The organism is Myxococcus xanthus (assembly GCF_013116825.1).
Classification (GTDB): Bacteria; Myxococcota; Myxococcia; order Myxococcales; family Myxococcaceae; genus Myxococcus; species Myxococcus xanthus_B.
Map to the genome: position 1 here is coordinate 12,307 of NZ_JABFNS010000076.1, position 23,987 is coordinate 36,293.

20 protein-coding genes and 1 tRNA gene are annotated in these 23,987 nt (G+C 68.1%); 10 read left to right on the forward strand and 11 right to left on the reverse strand.

Annotated elements, in window-relative coordinates:
• Positions 1–19: 19 nt before the first annotated feature.
• Both HNV26_RS21905 and HNV26_RS21910 read right to left on the reverse strand, forming a co-directional pair.
• The gene (locus tag HNV26_RS21905; protein WP_171443011.1) at positions 20–1,462 is read right to left on the reverse strand and encodes a protein-disulfide reductase DsbD family protein; all 1,443 of its coding nucleotides are present in this window, start codon (positions 1,460–1,462) and stop codon (positions 20–22) included.
• Positions 1,463–1,519: 57 nt separating this feature from the next.
• A complete protein-coding gene (locus HNV26_RS21910; RefSeq protein WP_216612586.1) occupies positions 1,520–3,412 on the reverse strand; it encodes an SPFH domain-containing protein in 1,893 nt (630 codons plus the stop codon).
• Between the two features lie 347 nt (positions 3,413–3,759).
• Between HNV26_RS21910 and HNV26_RS21915 the strand changes: the two genes are divergently transcribed.
• The 7 genes from HNV26_RS21915 to HNV26_RS21945 all read left to right on the forward strand — a co-directional run bounded on the left by HNV26_RS21915 (position 3,760) and on the right by HNV26_RS21945 (position 9,099).
• On the forward strand, positions 3,760–5,121 hold the full coding sequence (locus tag HNV26_RS21915) for an IscS subfamily cysteine desulfurase (RefSeq protein WP_237079598.1): 1,362 nt from the start codon (positions 3,760–3,762) through the stop codon (positions 5,119–5,121).
• A gap of 96 nt (positions 5,122–5,217) precedes the next feature.
• Positions 5,218–5,619: a Fe-S cluster assembly scaffold IscU gene (iscU, locus tag HNV26_RS21920; RefSeq protein ID WP_002634235.1), complete on the forward strand. Its 402-nt coding sequence runs from the start codon at positions 5,218–5,220 to the stop codon at positions 5,617–5,619.
• A 25-nt stretch (positions 5,620–5,644) separates the two neighbouring features.
• Entirely contained in the window at positions 5,645–6,043 is a 399-nt protein-coding gene (locus tag HNV26_RS21925; RefSeq protein ID WP_002634234.1) for a HesB/IscA family protein, read from the forward strand.
• 108 nt (positions 6,044–6,151) lie between these two features.
• Complete coding sequence (gene hscB, locus HNV26_RS21930) at positions 6,152–6,709, forward strand: Fe-S protein assembly co-chaperone HscB (RefSeq protein WP_026114026.1); 558 nt, start codon at positions 6,152–6,154, stop codon at positions 6,707–6,709.
• Positions 6,706–8,553 carry a Fe-S protein assembly chaperone HscA gene (hscA, locus tag HNV26_RS21935; RefSeq protein ID WP_171443009.1) on the forward strand — a complete coding sequence of 616 codons (1,848 nt, stop codon included), beginning with the start codon at positions 6,706–6,708 and terminating at the stop codon, positions 8,551–8,553. Before hscB ends, hscA begins: the two co-directional genes overlap by 4 nt.
• Before the next feature lies 1 nt (position 8,554).
• Positions 8,555–8,932 (forward strand): 2Fe-2S iron-sulfur cluster-binding protein, encoded by a 378-nt coding sequence (locus HNV26_RS21940; RefSeq protein WP_011554983.1) that lies wholly within the window; start codon positions 8,555–8,557, stop codon positions 8,930–8,932.
• An 83-nt stretch (positions 8,933–9,015) separates the two neighbouring features.
• Positions 9,016–9,099: transfer RNA gene (locus HNV26_RS21945), tRNA-Leu, on the forward strand.
• A 56-nt stretch (positions 9,100–9,155) separates the two neighbouring features.
• Here the strand turns inward: HNV26_RS21945 and HNV26_RS21950 are convergent.
• From HNV26_RS21950 to HNV26_RS21960, 3 genes are all read right to left on the reverse strand, one after another.
• Positions 9,156–10,244 (reverse strand): lysylphosphatidylglycerol synthase transmembrane domain-containing protein, encoded by a 1,089-nt coding sequence (locus tag HNV26_RS21950; protein ID WP_171443008.1) that lies wholly within the window; start codon positions 10,242–10,244, stop codon positions 9,156–9,158.
• The gene (locus tag HNV26_RS21955) at positions 10,241–11,803 is read right to left on the reverse strand and encodes an alkaline phosphatase family protein (RefSeq protein WP_216612595.1); all 1,563 of its coding nucleotides are present in this window, start codon (positions 11,801–11,803) and stop codon (positions 10,241–10,243) included. Before HNV26_RS21955 ends, HNV26_RS21950 begins: the two co-directional genes overlap by 4 nt.
• A 199-nt stretch (positions 11,804–12,002) precedes the next feature.
• Positions 12,003–13,319 (reverse strand): FG-GAP-like repeat-containing protein, encoded by a 1,317-nt coding sequence (locus HNV26_RS21960; RefSeq protein ID WP_253816883.1) that lies wholly within the window; start codon positions 13,317–13,319, stop codon positions 12,003–12,005.
• A gap of 58 nt (positions 13,320–13,377) precedes the next feature.
• Between HNV26_RS21960 and HNV26_RS38540 the strand changes: the two genes are divergently transcribed.
• A complete protein-coding gene (locus tag HNV26_RS38540; protein ID WP_253816884.1) occupies positions 13,378–13,557 on the forward strand; it encodes a hypothetical protein in 180 nt (59 codons plus the stop codon).
• 228 nt (positions 13,558–13,785) lie between these two features.
• On the opposite strand, the gene HNV26_RS21965 is transcribed toward HNV26_RS38540, so the two are convergent.
• Complete coding sequence (locus HNV26_RS21965) at positions 13,786–15,126, reverse strand: trypsin-like serine peptidase (RefSeq protein ID WP_171443006.1); 1,341 nt, start codon at positions 15,124–15,126, stop codon at positions 13,786–13,788.
• A gap of 486 nt (positions 15,127–15,612) precedes the next feature.
• On the opposite strand from HNV26_RS21965, the gene HNV26_RS21970 reads away from it, so the two are divergent.
• Complete coding sequence (locus tag HNV26_RS21970) at positions 15,613–17,883, forward strand: pyridoxal phosphate-dependent decarboxylase family protein (protein ID WP_253816886.1); 2,271 nt, start codon at positions 15,613–15,615, stop codon at positions 17,881–17,883.
• A 98-nt stretch (positions 17,884–17,981) separates the two neighbouring features.
• On the opposite strand, the gene HNV26_RS21975 is transcribed toward HNV26_RS21970, so the two are convergent.
• From HNV26_RS21975 to fni, 5 genes are read right to left on the reverse strand one after another with little or no spacing between them, the layout of a single operon-like run.
• Positions 17,982–19,061, reverse strand: coding sequence for a mevalonate kinase family protein (locus HNV26_RS21975; protein WP_171443005.1), 1,080 nt, complete (start codon positions 19,059–19,061; stop codon positions 17,982–17,984).
• A complete protein-coding gene (gene mvaD / locus HNV26_RS21980) occupies positions 19,061–20,047 on the reverse strand; it encodes a diphosphomevalonate decarboxylase (RefSeq protein ID WP_171443004.1) in 987 nt (328 codons plus the stop codon). The genes HNV26_RS21975 and mvaD overlap by 1 nt, the downstream gene beginning before the upstream one ends.
• 8 nt (positions 20,048–20,055) lie before the next feature.
• Positions 20,056–20,988, reverse strand: coding sequence for a mevalonate kinase (gene mvk, locus HNV26_RS21985; protein WP_140864810.1), 933 nt, complete (start codon positions 20,986–20,988; stop codon positions 20,056–20,058).
• 4 nt (positions 20,989–20,992) lie between these two features.
• Positions 20,993–22,321 (reverse strand): hydroxymethylglutaryl-CoA reductase, degradative, encoded by a 1,329-nt coding sequence (locus tag HNV26_RS21990; protein ID WP_171443003.1) that lies wholly within the window; start codon positions 22,319–22,321, stop codon positions 20,993–20,995.
• A 33-nt stretch (positions 22,322–22,354) separates the two neighbouring features.
• Positions 22,355–23,413 (reverse strand): type 2 isopentenyl-diphosphate Delta-isomerase, encoded by a 1,059-nt coding sequence (fni, locus tag HNV26_RS21995; RefSeq protein WP_171443002.1) that lies wholly within the window; start codon positions 23,411–23,413, stop codon positions 22,355–22,357.
• 161 nt (positions 23,414–23,574) lie between these two features.
• Between fni and HNV26_RS22000 the strand changes: the two genes are divergently transcribed.
• Positions 23,575–23,982, forward strand: coding sequence for a hypothetical protein (locus HNV26_RS22000; protein WP_366816920.1), 408 nt, complete (start codon positions 23,575–23,577; stop codon positions 23,980–23,982).
• Positions 23,983–23,987 lie beyond the last annotated feature (5 nt).

Genomic DNA, 23,987 nt, shown 5'->3' on the forward strand with positions numbered 1-23,987 from the left:
GATTGACACACGCCCGCCCTCAGCAGGCGTTGGCGTCCGTGCAGCGCGCCTTCTTCATCTCCGTGGCGAAGGGGCTGGGCGCCAGGAAGCCGGTAACACGTGGCTGGGTGAGCACCTTGCCCTCCGGCGAGATGAACGCCACGGTGGGCAAGCCCTCCACGCCGAAGCGCTCCAGCAGCGCGTCCAGCGAGTCCTCGCTGTTCGTCGCGTCAATCTTGATGTTGAGGAAGCGCCCTTCGTCGGACTCGGAGATGACCTGCTGCGCGGGGTAGGTGTCGCGGTCCAGCTCCTTGCAGGCCGCACACCAGTCCGCGAAGAAGTCGATGAGCACCGGGCGGCCCTCCGCCTTCGCCTGTGCGAGCACCTGGTCGAAGGCCTCCGGGGAGAAGATGGCCTGCTTCGCCGGCATGACGTGGTGCCACTGCCAGGACGGCGCGCGCGGCGGCTCGGCGAGCCCCAGGCTCACCCACAACGTGCCCACCGGGCCGGCGTCCAGCGCACCGCCGCGCAGCACCAGCGCCGCGACGACGAGCGTCACCCCCAGCGCCTTGAACGAGAACTCCCGCGCGCCTTCCTTGAACGAGCGGTGCACCGCGCCCAGGGCCACGCCCACCGCCACCAGCAGCGCGGCGATGACGGCTCCCGGCACCCTGCCCACGTGGAGGCCCAGCCCCTTCACCACGTCCCGCGCCCAGGGGAAGGCGTCCTTGAGGTAGCTGAAGGCCAGGGCCACCAGCATGATGCCCAGCACGCTCTTCACCCACTCCATCCACACGCCGCCGCGCGGCAGCCGGACGGTGAAGACGCCAATGAGGAAGAACGGCACGCCGATGCCCAACGCGTAGACGAACAGCAGCGACGCGCCCAGCGTGGTGTTGGCCGACTTCGCCACGAAGGCCAGGAGGCCCGTCAGCACCGGGCCCGTGCACGGCGCCGCCAGGAAGCCGGACACGCTGCCCATCAGGAACGCGCCCGCCACACCCGCGCCCCCCACAGCGTTGAGCTTCGTCTGGAACGACGACGGCAGCGCCAGCTCGAACGCGCCGAACATGGACGTGGCCAGCAGCAGCAGGAACACCGCCAGCCCCGTCACCACCGCGGGGTGCCCCAGCATCGACCCGAACGCCTGGCCCGTCTTCGCCGCCAGCACGCCCAGCGCGCTGAACACCACGCCCATGCCCACGATGTAGGAGGACGTCAGGAGCAGCGCGCGGCCCCGGCCCTCCGTCTTGCGCGCGCCGAAGACGGACACGGTGATGGGGATGAGCGGATAGACACACGGCGTCAGCGCGGTGAGCAACCCACCCGCGAACACCACCGCCGCGCCCACCGCGAGGCTGCCGGATTCGAGGAACCGGGCCGCATCCAGGTTGGCGTTGGGGCCCGTGGGCAGCAGCCATGGCACCACGGCCACTGCCACTCCGGCCAGCACCGCCATCACTCCGAGTTTCTTCGCATCCATGCGCGCGTGACTCCGTGGTCCCAGGCCCCCTTGTATACGCAGGCCCGGGGCCCCGTGCTACTGCGCTGGGGAAGCAAGCGGGGAAGCAGGCGACTTCAGTCCGGCGGAACGCGCCAGCCCCATGACGCCCTCCACCGCGGCGGCGATGTAACCAAACGGATTGGCCCCATCCACCGCGGTGACGTGCACCTCGCCCATCTTCTGCTGGAAGGCCGCGGCCACCTGCGGGAGTTGCTGCGCCAGGGCCATCTGGATGACCTCCGGGCTGACGCTGTTCTCGATGTCGCGCAGCGCGCGCGCCTTGCCCAGCTCCAGGTCCTGCTGCGCCCGGTCCTTGCGCACACTCAGCTCGGCGATGACCACCTCCGTCTCCACGATGGACCGCCGGGCCTGCACCACCTGGAGCTCGGCGTGGAGCCGTTCGGCCTCCTGCTGGTGCGCGGCCATCTGCACCTCGTGCCACACGGTGGCCTGTTCGTGCTCGCGGCGCAGGCGCTCCAGCTCCAACTGCGCCTTGGCGCCGGCCTCCTCCTGCTCGCGGCGCAGCTTCGCCAGTTCCACCTCCTGCTCGTGCCGCTGGCGTGACAGCTCCAGCTCCTGCTCACGCTGCTGCCGCGCCAGCTCCATCTGCGCCTTGGCGTTCTCCGCCTCCTGCGCGCGCTGGAGCCGCACCAGCTCGATTTTCGCCTGCGCGGCCTCGGACTCCTGCGCCAGCTTCAGCTTCTCCAGCTCCAGCTTCGCGCGACCGGCCTCCGTGTCCTGCTCGCGCTTGAGCTTCTCCAGGGCCACGCGCTGGCGCGCGACCTCGGCGTCCTGTTCGCGCTGGAGCTTCTCCATCTCCACCTGCGCGCGGCTGATGGCCAGCGCCCGCTCGGAGACGATCTTCGCGTCGGCCAGGCGGGACTCCGCGGCCAGCGCATCCAACTTCGCCTGTTCGTCGGCCACCTGCTTCTTCTGGCGGACCTCCTGCTCGGCGGCCATCTTCGCCAGCGCCACCTCGCGCTCCACGGTGGCCTGCTCCTGCTTCAGCGTGCGCTCCTGGGCGAGCTTCGCCTCGGCCACGCGCGCCTCCACCGCCAGCGCCTCCAGCCGGGCCTGCTCCTCCGCTGTCTGCTTCTTCTGGCGCACCTCCTCCTCGGCCGCCAGCCGCTGGAGGCTCAACTGCCGCTCGGCCTCCGTCTCCTCGCGGTGGACGAAGCGCTCCTTGGCCAGCTCCGCCTCACGCGCCTGCCGCTCCTGTTCATGGCGGAAGCGCGCCTGCATGTTGGCGAAGACGGTGGAGGACAGGACGCGCACGTCCTGGATTTCAATCGTGTCCAGGATGACGCCCCAGCCCGCGTCCGTCTGGTCCTCCAGGCGGCCCCGGCCGGAGAGCACGGGCGCGATTTCGCGCACCAGCTCCGCGGCGATGCCCTCCTTGCGCTTGGAGAGGCACTCCTCCACGGACATGTTCGCCACCAGCCGCCTCGCGGCGCCGACGAACATCTCCCGCAGCAGCTCCGCCAGCTTCTCCTGCGCGCGCTCCGGGAAGGAGAAGTTGAGCATGCGGAAGGCCACCAGCGGGTCCGCAATCCGGTACACCGCCAGCCCCGTCACCTGCACACCCACCTTCTCATGCGTCACCTGGTCCGCGGTGAACTGGAGTCGCTGGATGCTGGTGGGGACGATGGCCACCGAGTCCCCCGGCAGCTTGAAGCAGCTGGCGCCCTGGCCGCTGACCTCCCGCACCCGGCCGCGCCGCATGTGGACCAGGAACTCACTGGGCCGCGCGGTGACGAGCCCCCAGCGCTTCATCTTCTCCGGGTCCTCCGCGGGCTTGCCGGCACGCCACCCATCCACGTAGCGCGGCTGTTCCAGCTTGCCTCCGTCCATCCGGACCAGGTGCGTCCTGCCGCCGCCCTCCCCCGTCTCCTGCGCATCCTTCGTGCGGGCCGTCTGCTTCGCGCTCATGTGCGTGCCTCCCTGTGGTGGCCCCCACCCGTGCAGGTGGCCGGCCAGGGAGGGGCCCGCCGGGAAATCAGGCGGTTGGCCGGAGGGGGTGCGCCATTCTGGGGCGCATCGTCCCAGGACGGCGCGCCCGGACTGATCCACGACGGCGCGGCGTTGACTTAAGACGTCCTATTGGGAGCACACACCCACACCCGCGGCGCGCCTGATGTTCGCTTGACCCGAAGGCGCCCCTTTTTATATTTGACCAGTCCGGTCCACATTCAGGTGTGACGGTGTAGGTTCCCCTGCGGCAAAGGCGCTCCGAGGCGCCGGTCGACGTCCCCTCCAGGAAGGTGTTGGAAGCAATGGTGAAGCTGCCGATCTACATGGACAACCACGCCACCACCCCGCTGGACCCGCGGGTGCTGGAGGCGATGCTGCCCTACCTGCGAGAGGACTTCGGTAACGCGGCCAGCCGCAATCACGTGTTCGGCTGGAAGGCCGAGGCGGCGGTGAACAAGGCCCGGCAGCAGGTGGCCGAGCTCATCGGCGCGGCCGAGCAGGAGATCGTCTTCACCTCGGGCGCCACCGAGTCCGACAACCTGGCCATCAAGGGCGTCATCGAGTTCTACAAGTCCAAGGGTGACCACATCATCACCCTCAAGACAGAGCACAAGGCCATCCTGGACACCTGCAAGCGCCTGGAGCGCGTGCGGCAGGAGCGGCTGGACGAGCTGAAGCTGCTGCGGCTGGCGCAGCTGGCGGGCCAGGACGTCACCGAGGACAACCAGTCTGAGCTGCTGGCGAAGCACGACGTGGACTCCGACGAGACGTACCGTAAGTGGGCCGAGCTGCCCACCGGCGGCGCGCGCGTCACCTACCTGGACGTGGAGCCCGACGGCCGGGTGAGCCTGGAGAAGCTGGCCGCGGCGATGACGCCGAAGACGGTGCTGGTCTCCATCATGTTCGCCAACAACGAGATTGGCGTGGTGCAGCCCGTCGCTGAGATTGGCGCGTTGTGCCGCTCCAAGGGCGTGCTCTTCCACTGCGACGCGGTGCAGGGCATCAGCTCGGTGCCCTTCGACGTGGAGGCCATGAAGGTGGACCTGGCCTCCATCAGCTCGCACAAGATGTACGGCCCCAAGGGCATTGGCGCGCTGTACGTGCGCCGCCGGCCGCGCGTGCGCATCGCGCCCATCATCGACGGCGGCGGTCACGAGCGCGGCATGCGCTCCGGCACGCTGAACGTGTCGGCCATCGTCGGCTTTGGCATGGCGGCCGAGCTGGCTCGCAAGGAGCTGCCCGAGGAGTCGGCGCGCCTCCTTCGCCTGCGTGAGAAGCTGCGCAAGGGCCTCACGGACGCGCTGGACATGACCATCATCAACGGCTCGCTGGAGCACCGGCTGCCGGGCAACCTCAACATCTCCTTCGCCCACGCGGAGGGTGAGTCCCTGATGATGGGCATCAAGGACGTGGCGGTGTCCTCCGGCTCGGCGTGTACGTCCGCCTCCCTGGAGCCCTCCTACGTGCTGCGCGCGCTGGGCGTGGACGAGGAGCTGGCGCACAGCTCCATCCGCTTCGGCCTGGGCCGCTTCACCACGGAAGAGGAAGTCGACTACGTGGTGAACCTCGTAGTGGACAAGGTCCGCAAGCTGCGCGACATGAGCCCGCTCTACGAGATGGCCAAGGAAGGCATCGACCTCAAGAGCATCGAGTGGACGGCGCACTAGCGCCTTTCCAGGTAGACAGGGGGGCGCGAGCCTCCTCGCCCGGAGGGCGTTGCCCGCCGGAACCTTTGGTGAGAAGCATCCGTTGAAGGAGCAGGCATGGCTTACAGCGACAAGGTCATCGAGCACTACGAGAACCCCCGGAACGTCGGGACGCTCGACAAGGAAGACCCGAACGTGGGCACCGGCCTGGTGGGCGCGCCCGCTTGCGGCGACGTGATGCGCCTGCAGCTCAAGATCTCCGAGGACGGGCTCATCGAGGATGCCCGCTTCAAGACGTTCGGCTGCGGGTCGGCCATTGCCTCGTCGTCGCTCGTCACCGAGTGGGTGAAGGGCAAGACGGTGGACCAGGCGATGACCATCTCCAACAAGGACGTGGCCCGCGAGCTGTCGCTGCCGCCGGTGAAGATTCACTGCTCCGTGCTGGCCGAGGACGCCATCAAGGCGGCCATCGAGGACTTCAAGAAGAAGCGCGCCGCGCGTCAGGCCAAGGCGTCCTGACGTTCGGGAAAGGGAGAGGCGAACCATGAGCGAACAGGCGACCCAGGAGACGACGCAGCGCCAGGCGCCTGCCACCGCGCCCGTGGCCAAGCCCCCCAAGGGCATCACCATTGCCGACAGCGCGGTGGCCCGGCTGAAGGAGCTGCTGGAGCAGCGGCAGACGCCCGAGGCGGGCTTGCGGCTGGCCGTGAAGGGCGGCGGGTGCTCGGGCCTCCAGTACTCCATGGAGTGGTCGGAGAAGTCCCGCGAGCGCGACAAGATTTTCGAGAAGGACGGCGTGCGCGTCTTCGTGGATCCGAAGAGCTACCTGTACCTCATCGGCACCGAGCTGGTGTTCGAGCAGACGCTCATGGCCTCCGGCTTCAAGCTGAACAACCCCAACATCAAGGCGGCCTGCGGTTGCGGAGAGAGCTTCTCCGTCTGACGCGACAGCAAGCGCTCCGCCCCCTTCTGGGCGGAGCCGCCGCCACGCGGGCCCGGCCAGCCGCCGGGCCCTTTTCGTTTGTCCCCTCCCCGCATTGGAGAGCCCCCTTTGAGGACCCACTTCGACGTCTTCGGCCTGAAGCGCGCCTATGACGTGGACGTGCCGGCGCTGGAGAAGCAGTACCGCGAGCTGTCGTTGCAGCTCCACCCGGACCGCGTGGCACAGGCCAGCGCGCGCGAGCGCCTGCAGGCACTGGAGGGCACCACCGCCCTCAACGAGGCCTTCAAGACGCTGAAGGACCCGGTGCGCCGCGCCTTCTACCTGCTCAAGCTGCACGGCATCGACCTGGACCGCGAGGACGCGGGCGCCCAGAAGGACATGCCCCTGGCCTTCCTGGAAGAGGTCATGGACCTGCGCGAGTCGCTGGACACCGCCATGGCGAAGAAGGACCTGGGCCGCGCCCGGGCCATGGCGGACGACGTGGAGGCCCGGAAGAAGGCGGCCCTCACCGAGGCGGCGGAGTCGCTTCGCACCCTGGAGGCGGGCGAGCCGGGGGACGGCGGGCAGGAACAAGTGAGAAAGGCATCGCACGCGCTGGGGCGGGTGCGCTACTTCACGCGCTTCCTCGAGCAGGTGGACGCGTTCGAGGAGGAGATTCAGGCGTGAGCAAGAACGGCTACCTTCAGATTCACGACCCGCTGAAGCCCAAGGGGCAGGCGGTGGGCATCGACCTGGGCACGACGAACTCACTGGTGGCGGCGGTGGTGAAGGACCAGCCCGTCTGCGTCCCGGTGGACGAGGGCGACGCGCTGTTCCTCCCTTCCGTCGTGCACTACGCGAAGGACGGCGGCGTGGTGGTGGGCGCCCGGGCCCGGAAGCTGGCGTCCGAGCACCCCACTGACACCATCGCCTCCGTGAAGCGCTTCATGGGGCGCAGCCCGGACGACGCGGAGACGCGCAAGCTGGGGCACTACAAGTTCGCGCCTGGCGCCAAGGTGGTGCGCTTCGACGTGGCGGGCGGCACGCCGGTCACGCCCATTGAAGTCTCCGGTGAGGTGCTGCGCGCCCTCAAGCGCCGCGCGGAAGCGCACTTCTCCACCAAGGTGGAGCAGGCCGTCATCACCGTGCCCGCCTACTTCGACGACACCCAGCGGCAGGCCACCAAGGACGCGGGCAGGCTGGCCGGGCTGGAGGTGCTGCGGCTGCTCAACGAGCCCACCGCCGCCGCGCTGGCCTACGGTCTGGACAAGGGCAGTCAGGGCACCTTCGCCGTCTACGATTTGGGCGGCGGCACCTTCGACGTCTCCATCCTCAAGCTGGTGGACGGTGTGTTCGAGGTGAAGTCCACCGGCGGCGACTCCGCGCTGGGTGGCGATGACTTCGACCGGGCGATTGCGCAGCGCGTGCTGGAGACGCTGGGCGCGTCCGAGGCGCCGGCTCCCGCCCTGGTGGCGGAGGTGCTGGCGGCCTCGCGCAAGGCCAAGGAGGCGCTCACCGACGCAGCTTCGGTGGAGTTCTCCGCGGGCGGGCAGACGCACTCGGTGAAGCGCGAGGACTTCGACGCCTGGGTTCAGCCCTTCGTGCAGAAGACGGGCACGGTGTGTCGGCGGGCGATGAAAGACGCGGGCGTGACGGCCGGGGAGTTGGACGGCGTCATCCTCGTCGGCGGCGCCACGCGCGTGCCGGCGGTGCGCCGCTACGTGGCGGAGCTGTTCGGCCGTGAGCCGCTGGGCGACATCGACCCGGACCAGGTGGTGGCGCTGGGCGCCGCGGTGCTGGCCAACCTGCTCACCACGGCGGACCGGCAGGACGACGTGCTGCTGCTGGACGTGATTCCCCTCTCCCTGGGCTTGGAGACGATGGGCGGCATCGTGGAGAAGCTGATTCAGCGCAACTCCACCATCCCCACCACCGCGGGCCAGGTGTTCACCACCTTCAAGGATGGGCAGACGGGCCTGGACGTCCACGTGCTCCAGGGCGAGCGCGAGCTGGTGGAGGACAACCGCAGCCTGGCGCGCTTCACCCTGTCCGGCATTCCGCCCATGGCCGCGGGCATGGCCCGGGTGGAGGTCCGCTTCCAGGTGGACGCCGACGGCATCCTCTCCGTCAGCGCGCAGGAGCAGAGCACCGGCGTCAGCCAGTCGATTACGGTGAAGCCCAGCCACGGCCTCACGGACGAGGAGATTGAGCAGATGCTGCTCGACTCCATCGACTACGCCGAGGACGACATCCAGGCCCGGCAGGTCCGCGAGCAGCGGGTGGACGCCGAGCGCGTCCTGGCCGAGGCGGACCGGCAGCTGGGCGAGCACGGCTCGCTGCTCCAGGAGGGGGAGCGCGCCGTCATCGACTCCGCCATCGCCCGGGTGCGCGAGCTGATGACGGGCGAGGACCACCTGAAGCTGAAGGAGGCCGTGCACGCGCTGGACGAGGCGTCCCGCCCCTTCATCGAGCGGGTGATGAACCAGGCCATCACCCAGGTGGTGGCTGGCCACTCCGTGGAGGACTACTGACGTGCCGAAGGTGACTTTCAAGAGCCCCCTGGCCGAGGTCAGCGCCGACGTGCCCACCGGCACCACCCTGCTGGACGCCGCCGAGGCGTGCGGCGCCCAGGTGGGGCATAGCTGTGGCGGGGTCTGCGGCTGCTCCACCTGTCATATCTGGGTCCGCAAGGGCCTCGACTCGCTGAGCGAGCAGACGGACGCGGAGGCGGACCGCCTGGACATGGGCTTCGACGTCCGCCCCTATTCCCGGTTGAGCTGCCAGACGGAGCTGGGCGCCGAGGACATCCTGGTCGAAATCACCGAGGAGTCCCTCACCGCCTTCATGGACGAGAACCCCGTCCTGCGCCGTTCGCTCGAGGCCGAAGGAAAATGGCCGCTGAAGAAATGAGGTTGTTACGTAGTGCTTGACGGGGCGGGGCAGGAGCTCTATACGTCCGGCCCATCGCAGCGCCGCACCGCGATGCCCCACCTGCCCAGGTGGTGGAATTGGTAGACACACTAGATTCAGGGTCTAGCGCCTGCAAGGGCATGGAGGTTCGAGTCCTCTCCTGGGCACAAAGTTGAGAAGGGGCCCCGGTTTCAAACCGGGGCCCCTTTTCGCTTTTCAGGGGTCAGGGACGCGCGGGCTCCACGGCATCGTGCGCCACGTGATTCGCGGCCTCGCGCGCGAGGCTCCCGCCCTTGCGCAAGTCGCGGATGCGAATCTTCCGCAGGTGGACGGAGACGGCCCCCACGGCGACCTGGCTGATGACGGTGCCCAGGTGCGTGAGCGTGGCGAAGGCCGCCGCGTCCTCCGCCGAGGCCCCCAGGCTGCGGGCCGCCCAGCTCGTCACGAAGTAGTAGATGCCCATGCCCGCGGGGACGCCCGGGAGCGACTGCCCCAGGGAGATGGCCCCCAGCACCACCGCCCCGGCGAAGAGTCCGCCGGAGATGCCGATGCCGTGGAGTGCCAGGCCATAGGCCAGCGCGGAGGCCAGCACTGGCGCCACCGAGAAGATGAACACCTTCGCCATGCCGGTGAAGGAGCGCGCGGTGCCCAGGCCCTCGCTGACGTGATAGAGGAAGCCCTCCACCCTCGGGAGCTTGTGGCGACGGTGGAGGGCAAAGGCGAGCGGGCCGGACCAGTGCGCCAGCAACACCACCAGAGCAACAAGCCCCACACAGAGTAATACGGCCGCCTTCAGCTCCCCCTCGAAGCGGGACAGCGTCCGGCCGAAGGGGCCCAGCAACGACAGCATGACGAGCAGCATCAGCGCCGCGAACTCCATCAGCTTGCAGACGCCCACGGTGCCCAGGCACCGGAGAAAGGGGATGCGCTGTGTCCTCGACAGGAGGAACGAGCGCATGACGTCGCCCAGCTTTCCCGGCAGCGCGTTGTGGACGAAGGCGCCAATGGCCACCAGGTGGTAGCGCTCCTTGAGGGGCACATGCCGACGGAGGGTGCGCTGCCACTGCACCGCGCGCAGCGGGATGATGGAGGCCTGGAGCAACATGAAGGGAATCAGCCACACGAGGTGGCCGGGCAAGTCCCTCACGAAGTCCCCCAGCGGGAAGCGCGGCTGGAGCAGCGGCCCCGTCCCGCTCAGGTTCCACTTGAAGAAGGCAGTGGACAGCAGGACGACGGACAGCACGAGCCCGAAGACGGCGAGCAGCGCCTTGAGCAGCGTCCGGCCTCCGGCGTGCCGCGCCCTCCCCTTCACGGCACCAACCGGAGTCGTGGGATGTTGTCGAGATAGGCCGCCGCAAGCCGCTCATGGAGCTGTACGCAGTGCGAAAGGCCGGACAGGTCCACGGGCCCCTTCGCGGGCCAGCACACCAGGCTGTTGGCCTCCGTGCGAGTCAGTCCTCCGTGCGAGCCGAACTCCCAGGCGAAGCCCACGGTGCCACCGCGCTGCACGGCTTCGCCGAAGAGGACCAGGTCGCCCGCGGTGGACATGGTTGGGAGTACGCGGAGGAAGTCCGCCACCGCGCGCTTGCTGAACTCGGTGGACAGAGGGGCCCGGTCCAGCGTGTCCACGGTGTAGACGCCGTCGCGCACGAGCGCGACCGCGCTGTCGCCCCGTCGCAGCGCGACGAGGCCGATGTCCGGACTCCGCGTCACCCGGGCCAGGACATCCGGGTGGCGTGCGAGCAGGGAGATGGCTTCCAGCGGATGGGACTCGCCGGACAAGTACACGTGGGCGAAGTTGCCGCAGTCGACAGCCACCGGCGTGAACGGCGCTCGCGGCCGAGTGTCCGGCTCCGGTCGAGTCCTTCCGTCGCAGAGCCCGCGGACCACATCGTCGGAGAGGGGGCCGTCGCCGTGGGGCGCCATCAGCCACGGGTCCAGAGGTTGGCCCCTCCGCTGCTCCCAAGGCAGACAGTCCACGTGCCCGTGGTCGGAGAGGAAGACGACGTCGTAGGGCGGCTCCACCGCGCCCGCCACGGCGTACAACTCCGCGAGGTACGCATCCACGCGGTGGAGCTCGGCGCGGGCTTGTCCGGAGCGCGGCCCCCGGCGGTGGGCCACCTCATCGTAGTTGCCGTAGACCAGGTAGATGACGGGCACGCCCCGCGCCATGTCCACCAGGGACTTGGTGAAGGCGAAGCTCCAACCCAACCGTTGGAGGAAGACGTGGCTGAAGAGGAAGGCCGGCTCGTGGCGCCAGTCGTGGAGCCCGCGAGCCCAGTGGACGACTTCGCGCGCCGCGGCCCAGGTGTCCATGCCCAGCGAGCGCAGGTAGTCCCAGATGCCGCGCGTGCGCGCGGTGAACAACCCCAGCAGCTCGTAGGAGAACGCGCGCGACATCTGCTCGAAGCTCGCCAGCGTGCTCATGCTCAGCGCGTTCTCTGCTCCCGCTCGGAACAGGGAGAAATACCCGTGTCCCCCACCATCGAGCAGGCTCGTGCGCCCAGCGCCGCGCAGGCGATGATCGATGGCCAGCGCATCCGCCGGGGTGTTCATCTGGACCTTGCGGCCCAGCTCGCGGTCGAACCACGAGTAGGCCGGCAGGTTGGAGTGGCGCATGCCGTAGAGCAGGCCTGCCTGGAAGTAAGGCGTGGACGTGGGCGCTCCCCAGAAGGCCTCGTCCAGGTGGAAGGCCCCCGAGCGGACGAGCCGCGATAGGAAGGGCATGCGCCCCGCGACGAGCGCTTCATCCAGCAGGCTCTTGGGGACGCCATCCAGGTGGACGAGGAGCAGCCTCCTCGCCCTGCGCCCTGGCGCGGGTGGCACCTTATCCCGGACCCGGCGCACGAGGCCGTGAGCCCATAAGCGCATCGCTGGTGGAAGCACAGTGCTCACGGGCGTCGCCTCCCCTCCTCCGGCAGCCAAGATGAGCACCCAAGAGGCCAGTTGCCCTGGAGGGAGGGACGCCCTCCAGGGCAGCGGCCGGGCAACCGTCGAGGCGCATCAACTCGGGGGGAAGCGCCGCATCACGCCACCGTGCCAGGACCGCGAAGCACGCGGCCCCAGTGGCTCAGCGCAGTGACACGTATTCGCCCATCTCGCCAAAGCCGATGAGGTCCGCTCGGCCGTCGGCGTCGAGGTCCACGGCGAAGCGAGGGTGCCGGCCCACGCGCCAGCCACCAGCGTCGAAGGAAAAGTCCGGCGACAAGAGGGTGGACGCAGAGAAGCTGGAGCCCGTCGACAGGGCGGCGCGGGTCTCCGTCTCTCCGAACCCGACAATGTCGGCCCTGTTATCCCCATTGACGTCCGCGACGGTGCGCACATGGCGCTCCACACGCCATTGCTGGTTGTAGGTGAACTCAGAACTCCATTGCTGAGTTGGGTTGAAACCGGTGCCAGCGCTGTTGGCCAGTGCGACGTATACGCCACTCTCGGAGAAGCCAATGATGTCGGCCCTGTTATCCCCATTGACGTCCGCGACGGTACGCACAGTCGCGGACCAAGACCAGCCTTGGTTTACGCCGAAATCCGCAATCCAGATGTTGGAAGGACCAAACGAAGAGCCCGTGGAAAGTGAGACATACACACCAGCGACTCCAAAACCAACGATGTCGGCCTTGCCGTCGCCGTTGACGTCCCCGACGGTGCGCTCATGGAATTTCACACGCCATTGGCCGGCATCGTAGCCGAAATTCGTCAGCCAGAGTTCGGGCGCGCCAAAGCCGTCGCCATTGGACAGTGCGACGTATACGCCATTGTCGGCGAAGCCAATGAGGTCGGCCTTGCCATCGCCGTTGACGTCCGCAACGGTGCGTGGATGGCGTTCCACGCGCCAGCCCTGGGCATATCCGAACCCCTGCAGCTTGAGCAGCGTGGGAGCGAAGGAGCCGTTCTCCGGGAGAATGAAGTCGGACTCCACCATATTCTTGGAGACATACACGCCCGCATATCCGAAGCCGACGATGTCGGGGAGCCCATCGCCAGTGACATCTCCCATGACACGCACGTGGTCTTCCACGCTCCACCCCCCAGCGCTATCGTCAGCGCCGAACTGGCGGCTCCACAGCGCGTCGCCGTAGAGCAAGGCGGCCCCCTTGACGTCATACGCGGTCAGTCGGCCTCCCCGGCGCCACCGGCTGTCGGCGCACTCATACATGACGGAATCGACGTCCTCCTCAGCTTCGCCAAACGGCGTAAAAGTGCCGGCATACGCGGTCGCCGGACAACTGAAAGGAGCACTTCGCGTCTGCTCGTCGGCGAAGCCGAGCGCATGACCGAATTCATGCACCGCGCTAGCGCGGATGCATCTTTCTCGCGTGACCAGGCACTCCTGCATCCAATAAGCGAAGGTGAGGTTGAGCACCATGCCGGCGTAGCGGCCATCCAAGTGCCGCCCCAGGTATTTCGTCCGCGCCCCAGCGGAGGTGTCCGAGATGAGGATGCGGATGCCACGCGAACCCGAGGAACACGGGCCCCAGCCAGTGAAGTCGATCTTCGTGACCGAACCCCAGGTGCCTTCAGCCGCGCTCTGCACCCAGCTTCGCGCGACAGCGTCAGCGGCTGATGGGTTCTCCCAGCAGACGGGGATGAATGGCGAATCCCAGGTGGACGACGTGTCCGCGTAGAGCCCTCTCGAGTCCGTATCGACAGTCCCTTCCTGCTCGAACGAGGGCAGCGCCTCGCCGGAGCCACCACAACCCGTGATGAGAAGGCCTCCCACAAACGTCAGGAGGAGAGGCAGGGCATGAAAGGTCGAGCTTCTCCGCACGAGGCCCTCACTTGTCTGGCTGGGAGCCGTCCGGCTCCGGAATAGGGTATCAACGAAAGACCAACAAGCACCTTCTGCCCGGCCCCTAACGGATGACATACGCCACCCTGCCAGCGCAGAAACTGTCCAAGGCACAGCCAACGCGAATCTGGTACGTTCCCGCGACCGTCGCCGTGTAACGGATGTGGGAGAGGCTGTCATAAGCATCATCGTTGTGCGCGACCGCGACGAACTCGTCCGCGGAGGCCCCGCGCCGATACAGGCGCAAATACGTATCCCCCGTGGCCGTGGCGAGGTGCACCATCGCGGTCCCCACATAGAGGGTCTGCCCCGCCGACAACGTGACGTCGCGGGTGATGGTGTCGCGCCGAGCATTGTTGGTATTGCTCGCCTGGAAACTGAACGTCACCGGTGTCGGCGGCAATTGGCCACCACATAGCCGCACGCTGGTATCCACCGCGCAATACGCATCAATGGCCGGCCGCACGTAGGTGATTTCCTCTCCGGAACACGATCCATCCTGGCAGTCGTTGACGACGTTGCACTCCCCATCAGGGGCCTCGACGTAGTCTGGACTGCCGCCCACGAGGATACCCGCCAGGAAATAGTTGCCGTTGGAGCTCACGTAGACGCCCGAACCGGAGTTACCTCCGAAGGTGTCCGTGTCGCCGACGAAGTAGTCCAGCGTGGAACCACGCGGGTCATGCACCTGGCCGCCTGAATCAATCTTGAAGGGGATGCCGCTGCCCGTTCCGATCACCGCCAGCTTGGCCCCCACCGGCAGCGCGGTGTTGCTCACGCGGACAGACGCTGGGAAGGCGCGCGATGAATTGACAGGGCGGTCCAGCCGGACAACGGCATAGTCCAACTGACGTCCAGCCACCGTGGACGTATTGCGCACGACGACGCGCTTGCAACTGAAGACGTCTTCCCACGTCGACGACTCCAGGGTGGTCGCCCCTGTTCGGTAATACTTGAAGACGAAGCGCGTGGATGAACACGACCGCGGCCCCTTTATACAGTGGCCTGCGGTGAGCACCAGGTCGTCATCAATGAGCGTGCCTGAACAAAAGGCGGGCGTCGGGTCCTGCAGGAATCTCTGGTTGGAGCAGAGGTTCAGGGATTCCTGTAGCGTCTTCGAGAAGAAGATGGTTCTTGAGGAGTCGCTCATGTTGAGGTCATCCACATCCATCAGCGCCACGGTCGATTCCTGGGTGAGCTTCCGCAGAGCCAGGGATGGGTGCGCGTAATAGTCCATGCGGTCGTCATTGCCGTACACCGCGCGCTGCTGAAGCATGTCCGTGGGAGCGGGCGTGTCGCCTCCCTTTGTCACGGGCCCGGAATCCTGCACGCACGCCGCCACCGAAATGAAACAGAGCAGCACGCCGAAGAGCGTCCGTCGAACGTGACTGAGAATGACCTGCATGAAAGGTGGCTCCTGCTGGAGTTGAGAATCTCGGACGTCACACAAAGAACACTCATCAGATAATCCACTTTTTAACGGAAAATCCGCAAGCAAATTGGGACGAATATCAGCCGGACCTCAATTGGGGCTGCCGCACGCGGACTTCCCTTGGTCTCAAAAACAGACAGCTTGACATGTGGCGTTCCCGAGTCCGCACGCAGCGAGCTCCCAGTACCCCTGGCACCACCGGGCCGCTGGTGGCCGTAAACGTGCCCACCTCGTGGCCTGTGGCTCATTCGCTCGAAAGAAGAGCGGCAGCAGGGCAGCCGTTCCGGATGAAGCGTGGTTGTGGCCTGCCGGCCCTGAAGGGCAGGAAACTGTCATCTACAGGCACCAGTGCAACATCTCAAAAGGGATTGGGAGCGCATCAGCTATATCTGGGCGCCCCGTGGCTGAGTGCGCTATCCGCGTCTGGCCATGGTCCGTCCCCGCCGCAAGGAGCCCCACATGGCCCACAAGTCCCAGCCGGACTACTCCAGTCATGCCCTTGATGGATTGAAGCAAGCTTTGCGCGAGCGCCTGAAGACCAACCAACTCGCGCACAGAGAGCTGCTGTGGGAATCAACCCACGGCAGGGAGGCACCGGTCGAGAACGAGCGGGACGTCGAGGCCTGGTTCCTGGGCCCCCGCGCGGAGAACGCGGACGTCTTCGAGCAACTGGTGCTGGAGGCCCTGAGAGACCACGCCTTCTGGCGCCGGAACTTCCACCCGATGGACCCACCGGCCATCACCCAGAGCATCAAGAGAGACCCGGGCTACCTCCGGGCGCTCGACACACTGCACACCGAGTTCGACAACCTCCTGGCCGAGCTGAAGAAGTCCGCGCCGTTCTTCAGCATGCGCTACCAGGGCCACATGACGTGGGAGCAGACGCTCCCGGGCATGGCCGGTTACTTCGCGGCCATGCTCTACAATCAGAACAACGTCGCGCTGGAGGCCTCACCGCTGACGACGCTGCTGGAGGTCCGGGCTGGCGAGGACCTGTGCCGGATGGTGGGCTACACCCAGCAGAACGGCATCCGGCCCTGGAGCCATCTGACCAGCGGAGGCACCACCGCCAACATCGAGGCGATGTGGGCCGCGCGAAACTTGAAGTTCTATCCCCTGTCCCTGAGCGCGGCCCTTCAGCGGGAGTCCACGCTTGCCGCCGCGAAGGCCCTCAAGGTAACGCTGCCCTCGAGAACCCAGGCACGTCTGGTTGACCTGGATGTGTGGCAAGCGTTGAACCTGGATGTAGACGAGGTGCTGGGCCTCCCCACCCGCATCCATGAGGAGTTCAAGATCCCGCCGGAGACCCTGACGGCGAACGTGAGCAACTACATGCTCCAGGATCTGGGGCTCGTGGAGTTCACCCGCCGCTACCTGGGAGACCTCCCGGCGCCCGTGTTCATGGTCCCCGGCTCGAAGCACTACTCGCTGCCCAAGGCGGCGGCGATTCTGGGCATCGGCGCGGACCACATGTTCAGCATTCCTCTGGATGAAGAGGGGCGCATGGACGTGTCGGCCCTGGAGGCGCGGCTGGACCAATGCGTGAAGGACAAGCAGCCCGTCATCGCGGTGACGGCGGTGATGGGGACGACGGAGGAAGGGTTGGTGGACCCGCTCGCGTCCGTGCTGGCGCTTCGCCGGCAGAAGTACCATCCGCAGGGGATGTCGTTCTGCGTGCACGCCGACGCGGCCTGGGGCGGGTACTTCGCCTCACTCCTCCGCGCGCCGCCGAGTTCAAACAAGCGCCTCGCGGGGCCGCCCGCCCCCGTGCTGCCACTGAGCCGCTATGTCACGGAGCAGTTCGAGGCCCTCCCGGAGGCGGACACCATCACCGTGGACCCGCACAAGACGGGCTACCTGCCCTACCCCGCCGGTGCGCTGTGCTACCGCAATCAATCCATGCGAAGCCTGGTGGCCTTCGAGGCGCCCTACATCAACACAGCGGGGAGCCAGGAGGATCTCACCGTGGGCAAGTACGGCATCGAGGGCTCCAAGCCCGGTGCCGCGGCGGCGGGCGTGTACCTCAGTCATGCCGTCGTGCCACCCGACCAGCGTGGCTACGGGAAGATCCTCGGAAGGGCGCTCTACAACTGCAAGCTCTTCCATGCCCGGCTACTGACGATGAACACCGTGGCGAGCGACTTCATCGTGGTCCCGGGACCGCGCTTCAAGCTCTCCGACTCCCTCAAGCGCAAGTACGGCGGAGAGAAGCAGGCGCTGGAGGTCCTGCGTCAGCAAATCCAGGGCATGCGTCAGGAGCAGCTCCTCAGCGCCTCGGGTGAGGAGGAACTGGAGCTGCTGCGCGAAACGGGCGCGGACCTCAACATCCTCACGTACGCCTTCAACTTCAAGAACGAGCAGGGACTCAACACGAGCCTGGAGGAGGCAAACACCTTCAACCGAATGATCTACGATCGTCTGGGTGTCAAAGCGGATGGCCGTGACATCTACGGCTACCGGCTGCTGGTGAGCACCACGGACTTCATCGAGGAGGACTACGGCAAGAAGTTCTTCGATGACTACAAGACGCGCTTGTTGGGGAGTGGCGCGGCGTCGGGACGTGGCGGGGAGGGCCGCATCACCGTGCTGCGCTCAGTCATCATGGACCCCTGGATTACCGAAGACCTCCAGGGTCGACCGTTCCTCGACACCATCATCGAGGAGCTGCGAGCGGCCGTGACGGACGCGCTCAACGAGATGCGCGGCACCTCATCGAAGCGCTCGCGCTGACGCGCTGCAGGGAGCTCCGTCAGCGACGAGGCTGTTGAGCCCGTGAGGCATTGGATTTCTCAAGGCCCGGCAGCCTCGTCGTCTTCGGAAAAGCGCACTCAGGATAGAGCGTCGACCCAGGTCCGCAGCCGGGGAACCGCCTGGGCCTCACCACGCACGCCGGGTTCGGCATCCAGGAGCAGCGTATGGAAGCCTCGGGCGTCCAATCCCTTGCACATCTCCGCCCGCACCTGGGCATCCGGCGCGAACAGGATGCAACCGTCTCCACCACCCGCCCCGGACAGCTTGCCGACCGCGCCGTAGGTCGCCGCCAGCGCCAGCACGCGGCGCATGCCTTCCGTCTCCAGCGGCCCCAGCTCCAACAGCAGCGCGTGCTGCGCCTTCACGGCCTCCGCGAAGGCCCGGAAGTCACCGCCGCTCAGCCCGTCTTCAATCGCGTGACCCAGCGTGTCCGAGCGCGCCACGAAACTCTGGCGGCCTGACTCCTCCAGACGCGCTTCCACCTGGCCAATCAACACCCGCGTCGAGGCGCTCTCGCCCGTGAAGGCATACGCCATGGACACCCGAGGCGAAGGTAGCCGCCACACGTCCACCGACGGAGACTCCGCCAGCGCCGCGCGCAACCGCCCGGTGTTGCTCGCCTCAATCAGCGACGCCACGTCGTAGCGACGGTAACGAAGCATGCCACCGGCGAAGCTCGTCGCCACGTCCCCGCCGCTGCCCTTGCCGCCCTGCCCCAGCGTGTGCGCCAGCAGCGCCAGCTTCAGCGCGTCATAGCGCTCCTCCAGCACATAGCGCGCGCCTTCCGCCGCCAGCACCGTCGCGCACGCACTGCCGCCCATGCCCAGCTTCTGCCCGTTCGGCCCCACCGCGGACGGGGCCACCGCCAGGTCGAACCCCTGGCTCGCGCGTCCGTGAGCGCGCAGGGCCTCGTCCAGCGCCCGCGCCACGAAGGCGAACCCCGCTGGGACTTCACGCTCCCAGCGCACGCCCAACGGCGTCGTACTTCCCGCCAGCGTCCCATCTTCCAGGCACACGTGCACCCGGGCATCCGCACGGCGGCGGACATACGCGGCGGTGCGCGGTGCCACCGCGGCCAGTCGCGCCACGCCGCCCCACAGCACGGCGTACTCACCGGAGAGGAACAGCTTCCCCGGCGCGGAGAGGGCGCGCTCCATCAAAAGAGGTGCTCCGCCTTCAGCTCCGCGTCACCACCCGGCACGCAGCGAATCACATCCACCGCGCCGCACGCGCGCGCCAGCGCCTCCGCGGCCACCTCGTGCGCGGCGTCCGTCAGCAGCACCGGGTTCGGCCCCGCGTCCAGCGTGAACCACACCGGGATGCCCTTCTTGCGCTGCTCCTTCAGGTGCTGGATGAGCGCCAACGTGCCGGGGCTCATGTAGCTCAGCGGCGGATTCGCGGCGAACGACGTCGCGTGCATCCGCCACGCGTTGCGCTCACACAGCTCACCCAGGGCCTGCAAATCTCGCCGGGCGATGTGCTCGCGCACCTGCACCACCTCCACCTCCGCGTCCTTCACCCACGCCGGGTAGTACGGGCTGGTGTCCACCGTGAGCTTCATCCCGTCCCGCGACTTCACCTCTTTCTCGCCGCGGTCGAGAATCGCCACCACCATGCGCACGTCCGGCCAGTGGGCCGCGTCGAAGCGCTGCACCGCGAAGCTGTCCTCACCATCCGGACGTTCGCCGCGCTGCCACTCGCAGAACCCACCCTGGACGCTCCGGCACGCCGAGCCGCTGCCCATGCGCGCCAGGATGCTGGCCGCGCGGGGCTCCGATGGCAGCCCCGCCGCCGCGCGTCCCGCCACCGCCAGCGCCGCGAAGCCCGCCGCGCTGCTGGCCAACCCCGCCGCCATGGGGAAGTCCCCGCGAGACACCACCTTCGCGGGGCCCAGGTCGGCCTTCGCCTGGGCGCGCACCAACTCCAGCAGCTGCAGCACGCGATCGCGCTCGCTGCCCTTGGCGGTGTGCCCGTTGAGCTCCACCTGGTCGCTCGCGGCGCCGAACTCCACCGTGGTCGTCACCGACAACGGCGACAGCGTGAGGGACAGGCTGGACTGGTGCGGCAGAATCAACGCGTCATCCCGCTTCCCCCAGTACTTCACCAGGGCGATGTTGGGATGCGCCAGAGCTGTGGCTTTCATGGGAAGACTCACGACGCCCGCGGACCCGCGAGCTGGCTGCTGAAGCAGCGCACGCCCATCCGGGTGAGCTTCGTCACCACGGGCTTGGGCTCCAGGAACAGGCCAATGACGGCCCCACCATCTCCACCAGCTCCGGTCAGCTTGGCGCCCAGCGCCCCCAGCTCCCGCAACCGGTAGACCATCTCTTCCAACTGCGGCGACGACAGGCCCAGCGCCGCGAGCAGGCCCTGATTGACGTTCATCGCGTCGCCCAGCGCCTCCAAATCTCCCGCCGCCACCGCCTTCGCCCCCTCCGAGGCCACCCGTCCAATCTCCGTGAACAGGCGCTCGTAGCGCGACGGCCAGCGAGCCTGCCGCTCCCGCAGCGCGCCCACCGTCTTCTTCGTGGGGCTGCGCTCACCCGCGAGCGTCACCACCATGTGCAAGGGCTTGGGGCACTCCACCACCTGCCCCGTCCCCTTGGCGGCCCCCGGCTTGCGCCGATAGAGGACCAGTTGCTCCGCCGCGCTGGTGGTGTGGTCCACCCCGGATGGCGTGCCGTGGAACTCCTGCTCCATCGCCCACGCCACGCGCGCCGCGTCCTTCGGCGTGGGCACCTTCCCCGCCGCCTGGAGCAGCAACCGCGCGCACGCCACCGACAACGCCGCCGAGCTCCCCAGGCCCACCGCCAACGGCAGGTCCGCCTCCAGCGACACCTTCACCGGCGGCGCGCCCGTCACCTCCGCCGCACGGGCGAACGCCGCCGTGAGCTGCGCCCGCTGCGGGCGGCTGAGCGTGGAGGGCAACGCGAGCTGACACGCCTTCGCGGGCACCGCGCGCGCCGTCACGCCCTGCGACAACGGCCCGGCCAGGGCCGGGTGCCCGTACACGACGCTGTGCTCACCCAACAGGATGACCTTGCCGGCGCCAAAGGCCGACAAGGATTCAGGACGAGGAGCCACGGCGTCAGACCGTGGTGCCGGTCGCGGCCGCGGCATCCTCGGCGGGGAGGCTGGCCAGCAGTTCGCGGGCCTTCTCCACCTTCACGTGGCCCGCCTTCACCAGCAGGTTGGCGATCTTCTCCACCCAGTCGCCCCGCGCGCCCGCCGTCACCGCCACGCAGCGCGCGTGCATCGCCATGTGGCCCTTCTGGATGCCCACGCTGCCCAGCGCCCGGAGCGCCGCGAAGTTCTGCGCCAGCCCCACCGCCGCGAACACCATGGCGAGCTCTCGCACCGACGTGGTCTGCATCAGCTTGAGCGCCATCTGCACGCCCGGGTGGATCTTGATGGGCCCGCCCACCGTCCCCAGCGCCATGGGCAGCTCGATGCGGCCCACCAGGTGGCCCTCTTCCAGGTACCAGGTGGACAGCGGCCGGTACTGCCCGTTGCGGCAGGCGAACGCGTGCGCGCCCGCTTCAATGGCGCGCCAGTCCTGCCCCGTGGCGATGGCCACCGCGTCAATGCCGTTCATCACGCCCTTGTTGTGCGTGGCCGCGCGGTACGGGTCCGCCTCCGCGAAGCGGCTGGCCTGGGCGATGCCCTCGGCGATCTCCTCGGCCGGCATCTCGAAGTCCGCCAGCAGCGGGATGGGGATGCGGCACATGGCGCGCGCCAGCCGGCGGTCCGCCAGGTTGGAGAGGATGCGCAGGTACACCTTCCCGCCCGTCACCTGCTCGATGAGCGGCGCCACGCCCTCCGCCATGGTGTTGATGAGGTTGGCCCCCATCGCCTCCTGGGCGTCGATGATGAGGTGGACGATGAGCAGCGGCTCGCCGCGCGGCCCTTCCGGGGCCGGCAGCACGCGAACCTCGACGTCCTTCGCCCCGCCGCCACGCGCCACCATGGCCGGGTGGAAGCTGTTGGCCAGCGCGAGGATCTGCTCCTTGTGCGCCAGGATGCGCTCGGTGGCCACCGTCGGGTCGCCGTAGCGCGACACCTGCACCTGGCCAATCATCAGCGACGGGTCCGCCTCACCGATGAAGCCGCCCGCCTCCCGGACAATCTTCGCCGCGAAGGACACCGCCGCCACGACGGACGGCTCCTCCACCGCCATGGGCACCAGGTAGTCGCGCCCGTTGACCTGAAGGTTCAGGCCCAGGCCCAGCGGGAGGGAGAAGGTCCCCACCGCGTTCTCAATCATCTGGTTCGCCAGGACAGGCTGGAGCGCCTCCGAGCCCAGCAGCTGCTGCAGGTCCTCGGGCGTGAGCCGGAACATGCGGGAGAGGTGCGCGTGGCGCTCCTCCATCGGCAGCTTGTGGAACCCGGGAAGCCGGGACGTCACGGTGTCAGACATATTCTTCCTTCCAGACTTCGGCGCGGGCACCCTCTACAGCGCCGCCAACCAATCCTTCAACTCTCCGGTGACCACCCGGGGGCGCTGTCTCAGTTCAGCGCAGCTTCTGCTTCCCGTCAGCACGAGCGCCTGCCGCAGACTCGCCAGGATGACCTCCAGCGCCGCCTCCGCCGCCTCCAGCCCGCCCGCCTGCTGCGCCCGGAACAACGGCAGCGCCATGCCGGCCAGGTTCGCCCCCAGCGCCAGCACCTTGGCCGCGTCCAGCCCCGTGCGCAGGCCACCGCTCGCCACCAGGTGGACGTCCGGGCCCACGGCCCGGCGCACGGAGGCCAACGCCGCCGCCGTGGGAATGCCCCACGCGCTGAACTCCGCCCCCAGCTGTGCCTGTACGCCCGACGCGCGAAGTTGTTCCACGCGCACCCAGGACGTCCCGCCCAGACCGGACACGTCGATGTTCCGCACGCCCAGCTCCACCAACCGCCGCGCGACGTCCGGGCCAATGCCGCAGCCCGTCTCCTTCACCAGCAGCCGGTCGCCAAAGGCCTTCACCAGCAGCTCCACCACGCGATAGCCGCCCTGGAAGTCCCGGTCTCCTTCCGGCTGCGTCAGCTCCTGACCCGCGTTGAGGTGCAGCGCCAGCCCGTCCGCGCCAATGCCGTCCACCAGCCGGCGCGTCCCGTCCACGCCCAGCCCGATGGCCTGGAACATGCCGATGTTGCCCAGGAGCGCCACCGTGGGCGCCACCTGCCGCACCTGGAAGGACGCGGCCCGCGAGGCGTCCTCCGACATGGCGCGCTGGCTGCCCACACCGAAGGCCAGGCCGTGGCGCTCGGCGAGCAGCGCGAGGTCGCGATTCACCGCACCCGCACGCTCGGTCCCACCCGTCATGCCGGTGACGAGCAGCGGGTAGCGCAGCCGCTTGCCCAGGAACGCCGTGGACAGGTCCACGTCCTCCACGGACATTTCCGGCATCGCGCAGTGGACCAGTTTGATGCACTCCAGCAGGGTGCTGTTTCCGCTGGGTTCGACGTCACCCGTCGAGCAAAGGTCGAGATGCGCGTCCTTGCGTCTGGCTGTGATGTCGTCGCCCATCTCGATGAAGTCCGGTCCGCCCAGGTGCTACGGCGCGTAAGTGCCCGAATGACCGAGGTTTCCTAGCAAGCACGGCGGCCAAGGCGCAAGCCAAAGGGCCCGGGCGGTCAGTCCCGGCGTGTGGGTGGACGCTGGCGCCTCGTGGGCGGTATGAGCGCCGCGTGAGCGCCCCCCCGACCCACGTGGTTGTCTTCCTGCACAGCGGCGACTACGACCGCGTGCATCAAGGCCTGTCCATCGCCGCCGCTGCCGTGGCCTCTGGCCGCAAGGCGGAGGTGTACCTCTTCTGGTGGGCCCTGGAGCGCTTCCTCGATGGGGCGCTCGACGACCCGGACTTCATGGGCCGCGATGACGTCTCCGACCGCTTCGAGTCGCGTGGGATGCCCACGTTGCGCGCCCTCCTCACACACCTGACCGATTCAGGACGCTTCACGCTGGCCGGGTGCACGGGCTCGCTGGGAGCCCTGGGTGCGGAGGCGCGGGCGGATGCCAGCGGCATCGCCCTGTGGCTGGGCTGGAGCGCCATCCTCCAGCGCACCGCGGGCGTGACGGACCGCTTCTATCTCTAGAAACG